Origin of the sequence: Spectribacter hydrogenoxidans (assembly GCF_031846275.1) — a bacterium.
Taxonomy (GTDB): domain Bacteria; phylum Pseudomonadota; class Gammaproteobacteria; order Nevskiales; family Salinisphaeraceae; genus Spectribacter; species Spectribacter hydrogenoxidans.
In genome coordinates this window covers 41583-52264 of record NZ_JAVRIB010000007.1, presented here as the reverse complement: position 1 = coordinate 52264, position 10682 = coordinate 41583, and the positions used below count along the sequence as shown (strand labels likewise).

The following is a 10682-nucleotide window of genomic DNA, read 5'->3' as shown; positions in this document are numbered from 1 at the left end:
GATAACAGGGCGCTTTCCGGATTGTGCCGGGATCGATCCCGCCCTCAGGCAATCCGCCGGGTGGCTTCCGCCAGCCGCTGCGCCTGAATGCGGTTGAGATTACGGAACACCAGTGCCGCCGTGCGCGGATAGCGCCGCCGCAACTGTTCCAGATCATCAGCATCGAAGCGCAGCAGACGCACGTCGGTGATGGCATCGACATTGGCCGTACGCCGCTTGGCGAAATGCCCCACCTCGCCCAGCACGGCGCCGCGTCGCAGCCGCTGCAACTCCACCTGCTGATCCTCGCGCTCGACCCAGACGCGCAGTTCGCCGTCGATCACCACGAAGATGTCCCCGGCCTCGTCGCCCTCGGCAATCACCCGCTCGCCGGCCGGGCTCCGCTGGATCTCCGACAGCAACGCGAAGATGCGGGCCTGGCGCAGCTTGAGATCGGCAAACAGCGGAATCGACTCTTGCGGCGCGCGGCCCAGATCCAGCCGCAGCACGTCCCACAGGGTGACGATCTTGACTCCCGAGGCCAGCGCCGGCGTGAAAGTCACGTCTGTCAGCCAGGCCACGCCGATGGTGAAAGCCGCCAGCGCCCCGAACTGCACCTGGTTCTGCAGACCACTGGTGGTGAGCATCAGAAAGCCGGCAATCAGCGCCAGCGAGGTGTAGGTCACCGGCCGCAGCACTGCTCGCAGTGCGCCCACTGTGGCCCGGGATTCGCTGGCGAACCGCCGCGCGTCGTTGTTGAAGCGGGCCAGGTAATAGAGTGTGTCGTCCACCGCGATGCCCAGTACGATGCAGGCAATCAGGCTGGTGGTGGGGTTGAGCGTGACGCCGGAAAACCCCAGGGCACCGAAGTACAGCAACACGGGCAGCAGGTTGGGCGTTAGAGCCAGCGCCCCGGTGGAAAACGAGGTGAACAAGGCCGACAGCAGCAGGAACACCACCAGCAGCGCCGCACCGATGGTCACGATCTGACCGCTGGCGATATCGTCCACCGCGCTGCTGAGCAGCACCGGGGTGCCGGTCACCCTGCCCGAGAGCGGCTCGGGCATGCTCGTCAGCCGCTCGCGAATCCGCTCGACCAGCGCCCCGATCGCGCCGCTGTCACTGACCGTGGCCCGCACCTGCAACTGCGTGTGCCGCAACCCGGTATCGGCCAGATTCTCCAGCGTGTCCCCGCCACCGAACAGCAGCAGTTGCCTGGTGGCCGTGGCATTGTCGGGAATGACATGGGCCGCCTCGTCCCCTTCGTTGAGCGCGCGGTTGAGCGTGCGCACGTAATCCACCAGCGAGGTCACCGACCCGATCTCCGGCTGGTCGGCCAGCCATTGCTGCAACTCGGCCACCGCCGCGAGCAGGTCCGGGCGGGCGAAACTGCCCTGCGCGGGGGCGGTGAGCACCACCGACAACGGCGTCGCCCCGCCGAAATCCTGGCTGATGCGGGCGAAATCCTGCCGCACCGGCGCGGATTCGCCGAATCCGTTGACGTAATCCGTGCCCACGCGGATGCCGGACGCCCCCACCAGCCCCACCAGCATCAACAGCCCGCCGGCCACCAGGATCTGCCGCCGGTACCGGACGTTGAATGCGGCCAGCCAGCGGGACCCGAAACGCACCAGTCGTGCGCCGGGCGGCGCCCCGATGTTGTGACAGGCGAACAGCCGCAGCATGGCGGGCAGAAAGGTCAGTGACAGCAGCACCGAAAAACCCACCCCCAGGGCCGACAGCCAGGCGAACTCGCGAATCGCCGCCAAGGGCGAGAGCATCAGGGCCAGGAACCCGGCCCCGGTGGTGGCCCCGGTCAGCAGCAGCGGCATGGCCACGTCGGCCAGGGCAGCGGACGCCGGGTCATCCGCCCGGCGCACGCGGTAATAGGCGGACAGCAGGTGCAGCGTGTAGGCCAGCCCCACCGTGATCACCACCGGCGGCACGATGGCGGTGATCAGATTGAGGGTGCGCCCGGTCAGCGACATTACCGCCAGCACCCAGATCAAGGCAATGCCGATGGTGGTCAGGGGCAGCAACACGCCGCGGGCGCTGCGGAATGCCACCAGCAGGAACAGCGCCACCAGCAGCAGGATGCCGGGCACCAGCCGCATGAGTTCGCGCGTCAACGCCTCGACCGTGGCGGCCTTGATCGCGGGCGGGCCGGTCAGACGCACGCCCGCCGAGTCCCCGAACGCGTCAGCCACCGCCGAACGGATTCCGGCCACGGCCGCCGCCGCGCCGGGGGCCGCCTCGTAATCATCGGCCAGCGCCACCATCAGGGCGGTGGCCTGACCGTCGGCCCCCAGCAGGGTATTCGCGATCAGCGGGTTGGCCCGGGCCGCGGCCCGTAGCGCCTCACTGTCACCGGGGCTGGCGGCGCCCAGGTCGAGGGTGTCGCCGTCGGCCCGCATCAGCGGTGCCGAGGCCAGCGAGGTGACCGACTGCACGTACGGTAGGGCCGCCAGGGTGTCATCCAGCGTCGCCAGCGCGGTCAGCGTTGCCGGGGCGAATACATCATCCGGGTAGATCGCCACCACCACCGATTCCGACTGGCCGAATATCCGCTCGACCCGCGCCAGATAGGCCTGGGCTTCATCCCCGGCCGGCAGCAGCGTACCGATGGCCGGGTCGATGTCGATGGCAAACCGGCGTTCCGGCCAGTCCACCAGGCTGGCCGCGGCCAGCGCGGTGATGGCGACCACAGCAGCCACCACCCAGCCGGCATGGCGGCTGATACGCGCCGACAGCGTGGCAATCACCGGCGACCGGACCCCGATTCAGCCGGCATCGCGGCGGCGGGCTGCATCCGGGTCATAGACACCGAGATAGAAGGTGCGGGAATTGAACACCCCGTCGGAGACGTCCTCGTCGTATTCGACGGAGGTTACCTCCAGCTGGGTCTCGGTCCCGTCCTGCCGATCCGTCATGGTCGACCGGGTGGCCAGCCAACGCTGCCCCACCTGACGCAGCGAGGATGGGTCCGCGGTATAGCGCTTGGTCAGTTCCGCGCCGCGCTCGAAGAAATCCACCCGCAGGGTCACGCAGGTCTCCCGGTCCACCCGGAATACCAGCCGCTCATACGCGCTTTCGTCACCGGCCGGCGGCGTCAGGGCCACGATGTCGACAATGCGGCCCTCGATCTCGCCGACCCCCTCGCCCACCAGCGTGCCGCCCTCGGAAATGCTGCGCAGCTGCTTCATGTCCTCGTAGCTGAAATCCGTGCCCAGCAGGCTCTCGGTGGCGGTCTTGCCGCTGACCCGACGCACCTTCTGGATCGACGGCAGATACAGGAACAGGCGATCCGATTCCGGCGTGTCCACCATCAGATAGCTCACGCCGGACAGGTCAATGGGTGCCCGTACCACCAGATTGGCCCGGTTCTCCTTTTCGAAGCGCTTGACGAAGAAGGTGGCCTCGATCTGCCGGCGGTTGCCGGCCCGGTCGGTGCTGTCCAGGGTCAGGTCCTGGACCATGGTCCTGTCAGGCAGATTGGCCCGGCTGCAGGCACGCACCGCCTCCGGATCGGGGGCCGCCGGCGAGCTGGTCGATACGCCGGCGGCAAGCCCGGCGAGCAGCAATGAAACAAGTCTCGTCATCTGGATCATGCCTCCTGAAGAAGATCATCGGCAGTCCGTCGCCGGGCGGCGGCCGCCCGCACCGGCGCGCCGCTGTCCTGCCAGCGCTGTGCCGCGGTCTGCCACCACTGGCGCGCCGCCGTACCATCACCGGCCCGGGCACTGCAGTCGCCACGCAGCAGCGCCAGCTCGGCCGCGAACAGCCGCGCGTCGGTTTGTTCGATACCCGCAGAGACCTGATCGAGCAGTGCCGGCACCAGCGCATCGTCGCCGGCGCCGAGACTGAGCTCGGCCACCACCAGCCGGGCCCGCAGCGCCCAGACCGCGCTGCCGGCCCGCTCGGCCACTTCGAGCGCTGTCCGGGCGTCCTCCAGACCGGCTCGCGGGTCGCCGGCACGGTAACGCGCCTGGGCCAGCAGGCTCAGATGCAGACTGAGGAACTGGTGCGCCGGCGCGCCGGCTTTCACCAGGTCCCGGCCATTATCCAGGATGCGTACCGCCGCCTGCCATTCCCCGGCCAGCATGTGAGCCATGGCCAGGGCCCGTTGCGCCACTTCCCGGAAGGTGCCACTGCCGGATTCCTCGGCCCAGGCCACCGCCCGCGCGGCCTGCTCGCGGCTGTCCCCGGACTCGCCCCGCAGGAACGCCACCTCCACCTGGTTGGCCACCAGCCAGCTGATGCGCCGCCCGTCAGCCTCCAGCAGTTCGCCACAGGCCTCGAGATCCAGTGCCGCCCGGTCCAGCTGGCCGCGATAGGCACGCTGGATCGCCAGCAGCGCCCGCGAGGCGGCGTTATCAAGCGTGATCGGCCCGTCGATCCAGTCGGCGTCCCCCGCATCGCTGAGCAGCGACTCGGCCTCGGCCAGCTCACCGGCGGCAAAGCAGGCCATCAGTACCGGAATGCGGAAGCGGCCCAGCAGACCGGTATCGCCGCCGGCCAGCGCCACCCCCTCCCGGGCCGCCGCCAGCGCGGTGCGCGCATCACCGTGGACCAACAGGCGCGAGGCGTTGGAGATGGCCAGTTCCGCGCGGGCCGAACCATCGCCCAGCCGCAGGCCGCGCTCGTAGGCCTGCGCCGCTTCGTCAGCGGGCACCGGCAGCAGCGAGGCTACCCGCAGAATGCCGCTGCTGGCCGCTACCGCCACCTCCCGGGCGAGCGGTGTTGCCGGGTCTTCCCCGACCAGCGTCAGCGCCTTGCGGAAGGCCTGCAGGGCGGCGTCCACATCGCGCTGGGCCACCCAGATCGCCACGCCCAGCTGCCAGCGCGCGGCTTCGACCGGCACCCCGGCCAGTTCCCAGTGATGGGCGATCAGGCTGGCCCGCTCCCCGGCCTGACGGGGTTCCGGGCAATCCGCCGCCAGATGGGCCGCCAACTGACCATGGCGCGATCGCCGGGCATGCCCCAGCTGCATGCCGTGGGCCACTTCCTGCAGCAGCGGATGGCAGAACTCGTAATCGGTACCGGCGGGATTGACGGGCGCAATGAACCCGCCTGCCTCGAGGGCGGAAACCGCGGCCGCACGCTCGTCCCCGGTCAGACCGTCAAGCGCCGCCAGCCAGGCCAGCACGAAGCGTTTGCCCACCACGGCGGCGGCCTGCAGCAACTGCTTGTCGCGCTGCGGCAGACGATCGATGCGGGCGCCGAGCAACGCCTGGACCGAATCCGGCAGCACCAGGCGCGGCGTGTCGCGCGCCGGTTGGTAATTCCCCGGCACACCGCTGATGTCTCCGGCATCGGCGAGCGCGGCCACCGCCTCCTCGATGAAGAAGGGATTTCCGCCGGCCCGCTCCCGGAGCGTGGCGCGCAGTGGTGCCAGCGTCGGGTCGCGCCCGAGCAGATCGTCGAGCATCGCATCCAGGTCGGTCCCGGTCAGCGCGGCCAGATCAACCTGTGCCTCCGCCGTTTCGGCCAGCCAGGGCAGCGGCCGTTCCCGCCGGTGATTGAACACCGCCAGCACCGGGCAACCCGGCAGCGACGCGACGAAGTGCCGGAAGAACGCCTCGCTGCCCGCATCCATCCAGTGGGCATCCTCGACCAGCACGACCGCGGGCGCCTCGGCCTCGGACAGGGTCCGGGCACACAGGTCGTGCAATCCCTGCATCCGCCGCGCCGGGTCGATGTCGTCGGCGTCACCGCCCTCGCCGGCGCCGAGAAAATCGCTGATCCAGTCGACCTGTCGGCCGGCCCCGGGATCGTCCAGCAGCAGCACCCCGGCGACCTGACGGCGAATGCGGGCCGGCGAGTCGTCCTCGGCGATGTCGAAATAGGTGCGCAGCAGCTGGTGCACCGGAAAATAGGGCACGGCATCGGCGTAGGGCAGCGCGAAGGTGGTCAGCGTCTTCACGCCCCGGGCCCGGCAACGGGTGATGAATTCGTGGCACAGGCGGCTCTTGCCGATGCCCGCCTCCCCGGTCACCGCCAGGATGCCGTGGCGGCCATCCGCCACCAGCGCCTCCAGCGCATCGGTGAGCTGGCGCAATTCCCGATCGCGACCCACGAACCGGCCGCGGCGGCGGGTCGGCAGGCGCTGCCAGTCGGCAGCGGGCGCGGCCCGCAACAGCTCGTGCACGGCCACAGGCGCATCCGCGCCGACCACCGTCATGTCGCCCAGAGAGCGCAGTTCGAAATGACCCTGCACCAGATCAGCCGTATAACGGGTCAGACAGATCCGCCCCGGTTCGGCGATGGTTTCCATCCGGGCTGCCAGGTTCACGGTCAGACCCTGAGCGGTGTAATCCAGCCGCAGATCGTCACCGATGCGTCCCACGATCACCTCCCCGGAGTTGAGGCCGGTACGGATCGACAGATTCACGCCCTCGCGCAGGCGTAGTTCGTCAGCGAAGGCGCGCACCGCCTGCCCCGCCGCCAGTGCCGCGTGGCAGGCCCGCACCGCGTGATCCTCGTGCGCGAGCGGGGCCCCGAACAACGCCATTACACCATCGCCGGTATATTGGTTGACCGTACCCCCGAAACGGTGGATCGCCGTGGCAAGCAGCGTGAACAGACGATCTAGGATGCCGTGCCAGGCCTCGGGCCCGATCTGCGCGGCCAGCCGGGTGGAACCCTTGACGTCGGCAAACAGCACGGTGACCTGCTTGCGCTCCCCGGCCACCGCATGTGCCGATTTCAGCACCCGCTCGACCAGATGCGGCGGGGTATAATCCAGCGGCGCGGCGGCGGGTGCCGTCGCGGTCAGCGCGGCACCGCACTGATTGCAGAAACGCGCCTCATCGGGGTTGCCATGGGCACAGGCCGGGCAGGTTGTCATAGTGCCTCCGGAGTGGCTGCGCTCACGTTAGCACCGTTGCTGCCATCGGGCACTGATAGACTCCTGCACATCATGATTCCACCTGCTTGCGATGATTGACGTCGGCTTTGTCGAGGTCCTGTTCTGGCTGCTGGTCGGCCACGCCGTGGGCGACTTCGCCCTGCAGACCGAATGGATGGTCCGCAGCAAGAACCCCACCCGCCGGGCGCCCCGGTCAGCCGGTGAACACCGCGAATGGGTATGGGTGCACGTGCTGTCCGCCCACGCGCTTATCCACGGTGGTGCGGTTGCCGCGGCCACCGGCATGGTCGGTCTGGGCGTTGCCGAGGCCATCGTCCACTGGCTGATCGATTACGGAAAATCCCGCCGGCTCTACGGCTTCCACTTCGACCAGTGCCTGCATCTGGCATGCAAACCGGTCTGGGCCGGCCTCTGGCTGATCCTGGCGTGAGCGGGCAACGCGACTGGCGGGCGCGCTGGGAGGCCGGCGCCCATCTGGGGGTCGGTCCGATGCTCGATCAGGCCACCCATCGCCGCGTGGTACTGGTCAACCAGATGGCAATTCTGGCGCTGCCGGTCACCCTGTTCTACGCCATCGTGGCCATCGGAGCCCAGCTGCTGGGCATGGCCGATCTCTGGCCCATCGCCGCCATCACCCCGCCGGTGCTGGCCGGTTATGCCGCGGTGCTGTGGTGCAACCGGCGACGCCGGTTCCTGGCGGCCCGGCTGTGCCTGGCCGGCGTACCGGTGCTGCAACTGACCTTCGCTTCCTGGGTGATCGGCAACGGCGCCGGGGTTCACCTGTATTTCTTTGTGCTGTGGACCGCGCTGTTCCTGCTGTTCACCCGCGGCGAACGCTGGCTGTCGGTGCTGTTCGCCGGGCTGTGGATTGCCATGTTCATCTGGATCCAGCTGGCATTCGACCAGCCCGTGATCGCCATGGCCAATCCCGACTGGTTCACCGATCTGGCGTTCTTCACCAATGCGGTGGGAGCCTTCGCCCTGCTGGGCGGGCTGGTGGCGCTGTTCTATCAGGAGATCAACCACACCGAGGACATGCTCCAGCGCGAGTACCAGCGTTCCGAGGAACTGCTGCGCAACATCCTGCCGGTGACCGTGGCACGGCGACTGAAGGATGGTTCGCAGGTCATCGCCGACAGCTTCCCGGACGCCACCCTGCTGTTCGCCGACATCGTCGGTTTCACCGAGCTGTCCGGCCGCCTTCCCCCGGGCGATCTGGTGGCGCTGCTCAACCGGGTGTTCTCCCGCTTCGACCGCATCGCCGAGCAGGAGGGGCTGGAAAAGATCAAGACCATCGGCGACGAATACATGCTGGCCGGCGGCCTGCCCCTGCCGCGGGCCGATCATGCCCCGGCCGTGGCCCGGGCGGCACTGCACATGCTCGAGGCCATCGACGACCTCAACCAGTCGCTCGACCACAAGCTGGCCCTGCGGGTCGGCATGCACAGCGGCGAGGTGGTGGCCGGGGTGATCGGCGCTCGCAAGTTCTCCTACGACGTCTGGGGCGACACCGTGAACATTGCCAGTCGCATGCAGACCCAGGGCCTGCCCGGACGAATCCAGCTCACCGAAGCCACCCACGACCTGCTGGGCGACGAGTTTCAGCTGCAGCGCCGCGGTACGCTGCGGGTGCGCGGCCGCGGTCGGATGCCGACGTGGTTTCTCGAGGGCACGACAGAACCGTGCGACACGACCAGGTCGTCCGCCTAAGTACGACCTGATGAGACCACCGGCACGCCACCAGTGGCTACCAGGCGACTGCCGCACCGCCGGCAGAGATAGGCCGCGCCCCGACCCGCCCGGCGATGCCGGATCGCACTGAGATAGCGTGGCTCATCGCAGCAACAGCGATAGGGGAAATAGCGCATCGCGCGCGAAGACGGCGCATCCATTCGATGGCATACCGTTGGCGGCCTATCGAAGCAGACCATAATCGCACGCCATTCCGGCCCGTGCGGTTTCACCCGGAAACCGTGGCGCCAGACCGTCACCACATGGGCCACCTCGTGCGGGACCGTCTCGTTCAGCATCTCGGCCGGATACTGCTCACAAAGCCCGGCATTGAAACGGATGAGCGCCGGCTGCCGATGGCGCCGCGCATACACCGTCAGCCCGGCGCTGCGCCCGCGCAGATCCATGCGCACCTGTGGCACGGGAACCGCGAGATCGAACAATGAATTCGCTCGTGCAACCCAGTACGCGACCGCATCAACAAGCGCGGTTTCGGAAGCAACAATCGCGGACGCTGCAGCCTGCTGCGTCATTTTAGAGTCAAGCGTGGTTACCGAAAATCATGCGCCATCCTAGCCCATGCGAGAACTCGGGTGGATTTGACCGATCGGCAGGACAGCCGATCGGGACGACGCGAACGCGTCGCCCTTAGGGCGGCAACCAAGGATGGCTGCCGTCATAAACCCGGCAGGGAGAGTCGGGTTGATGACGCGCGAGCGCCACCCGAAGGGCTGCGGCCAGGGACGGCCGCAGTCAACCTCCGACACCAGCCAACAAAAACAACACGAGCGTCATCCCTGACGAAGCTCGTTAGTTAGCTAGAGGCGCGGAGAAGGATATGGTAGCCACGGGTGGATTTGATCGATCGGCAGGACAGCCGATCGACGCGAGCCGCTTTGCGGCGAGTCCGCAGGACGCGGGCCAGGAAGGCCCGCGCAACCGCCGACACCAGCGATAAAAAACACGGGTGTCGTCGCTGACGAAACTCGTGCGCTGGCAGATACGCGAGGGAAAAATGGTAGCCACGGGTGGATTTGAACCACCGACACCAGCATTATGAATGCCAGAATTCGCCCGCAGGTATTTGTTTTTATTGATTTATTAAAAATCGACATCGGTGAGAAATGCTCAAGAATGCCCCTTGGCGCCTATCGCTGTCACCCGAATCTCCCCGCGTAGCGCGGTCATCAAGTGACGCGCTACCAGCGGCATCCGAAAAGCTGGGGAGAACCAGATGTAATCTGCCATACAGCCGGAATGTCCCAATTGGGACATTCGCAATATCAATAACTTAGCGCGCATTAAACCGACTGGCAGCACCGATTCTCTGCCAAATCGGCGCTGCCAGAACCTGGACGAGGCCATTGCGGCACTCATCCAGTAACCAAACGAGAGAGGGCTTCGGCCCTCTCTCAACCTTTCGTCTCCTCGCGCTGACGCCCTCAGCCTCCCTTGCCCCATTGCAGTTTTCCTGAGCCGTGTTATCACCTCTTCTATGAGAGGTATTGATATGCACGCCCACACCACGATGCACCCGGACCGGGCCACGGATTTCTATCTCCGTGCGCTGGGCTTTGCCCGCCGCCATGCCCTGACCCTGGTGGCCCATGACGATCGGTCTTTTCAGGACACGCCCCTGGTTGGCGTGCCTGACTGGGTGATCCACGACGGCGAGCACAACCGGTTGTTCGTCATCGACTACAAGACCCGCCTCGCCGGCAAGGGCCCCACCCCCTATGAGGGCTACCAGGTGATGGTCTACGGCCTGCTGGTCAGTAAGGTCCTTCGTCAGCAGACCGGGCGCCACTACCCGGCCGAGACCGGGATCCTCTACGGGGACGGACAGAAGTTCGACATCGAAGCCGATGCCAACGACGTCGAGTATGTCGAGCATTCCGTTCTGCCCGCTTTCAAGGCACTCCATCAGCGTGGCCGAATCCGCGGCGGCTTGATGAAGGTTTCTGCGTTTGCGGAGTATCTGGCGGATCCGTCTCTATCGGCCAAGCCCGACGACCCCGGCCGCCGCCAGGCCGCAATGCGCGGCACCGCGGCGCACGCTCGGCTCAAGAGTTTGTCGAATCTGGCCCTTGGGACCGCGTGAGAC

Annotated in this window: 7 protein-coding genes; 3 read left to right on the top strand and 4 right to left on the bottom strand. The window is 67.4% G+C overall.

Features of this window, described 5'->3' with window-relative positions; genetic code table 11:
• Nucleotides 1-44 precede the first annotated feature (44 nt).
• The 3 genes from RM532_RS08025 to RM532_RS08015 are packed head-to-tail and all read right to left on the bottom strand — an operon-like array spanning nt 45 to nt 6826.
• Entirely contained in the window at nt 45-2741 is a 2697-nt protein-coding gene (locus RM532_RS08025) for an MMPL family transporter (RefSeq protein WP_311652732.1), read from the bottom strand.
• 18 nt (nt 2742-2759) lie between these two features.
• Nucleotides 2760-3578 carry an outer membrane lipoprotein-sorting protein gene (locus tag RM532_RS08020; RefSeq protein WP_311652731.1) on the bottom strand — a complete coding sequence of 273 codons (819 nt, stop codon included), beginning with the start codon at nt 3576-3578 and terminating at the stop codon, nt 2760-2762.
• Nucleotides 3579-3583: 5 nt separating this feature from the next.
• Complete coding sequence (locus RM532_RS08015; RefSeq protein WP_311652730.1) at nt 3584-6826, bottom strand: adenylate/guanylate cyclase domain-containing protein; 3243 nt, start codon at nt 6824-6826, stop codon at nt 3584-3586.
• 91 nt (nt 6827-6917) lie between these two features.
• On the opposite strand from RM532_RS08015, the gene RM532_RS08010 reads away from it, so the two are divergent.
• Together RM532_RS08010 and RM532_RS08005 are read left to right on the top strand one after the other, a co-directional pair.
• Complete coding sequence (locus RM532_RS08010) at nt 6918-7277, top strand: DUF3307 domain-containing protein (protein WP_311652729.1); 360 nt, start codon at nt 6918-6920, stop codon at nt 7275-7277.
• A complete protein-coding gene (locus RM532_RS08005) occupies nt 7274-8557 on the top strand; it encodes an adenylate/guanylate cyclase domain-containing protein (protein WP_311652727.1) in 1284 nt (427 codons plus the stop codon). Before RM532_RS08010 ends, RM532_RS08005 begins: the two co-directional genes overlap by 4 nt.
• Here RM532_RS08005 and RM532_RS08000 read toward each other — a convergent pair.
• Entirely contained in the window at nt 8554-9111 is a 558-nt protein-coding gene (locus RM532_RS08000) for a SprT family zinc-dependent metalloprotease (RefSeq protein ID WP_311652726.1), read from the bottom strand. The two genes, RM532_RS08005 and RM532_RS08000, sit on opposite strands and share 4 nt — an antisense overlap.
• A 977-nt stretch (nt 9112-10088) precedes the next feature.
• On the opposite strand from RM532_RS08000, the gene RM532_RS07995 reads away from it, so the two are divergent.
• A complete protein-coding gene (locus RM532_RS07995) occupies nt 10089-10679 on the top strand; it encodes a PD-(D/E)XK nuclease family protein (RefSeq protein WP_311652725.1) in 591 nt (196 codons plus the stop codon).
• Nucleotides 10680-10682: the final 3 nt, after the last annotated feature.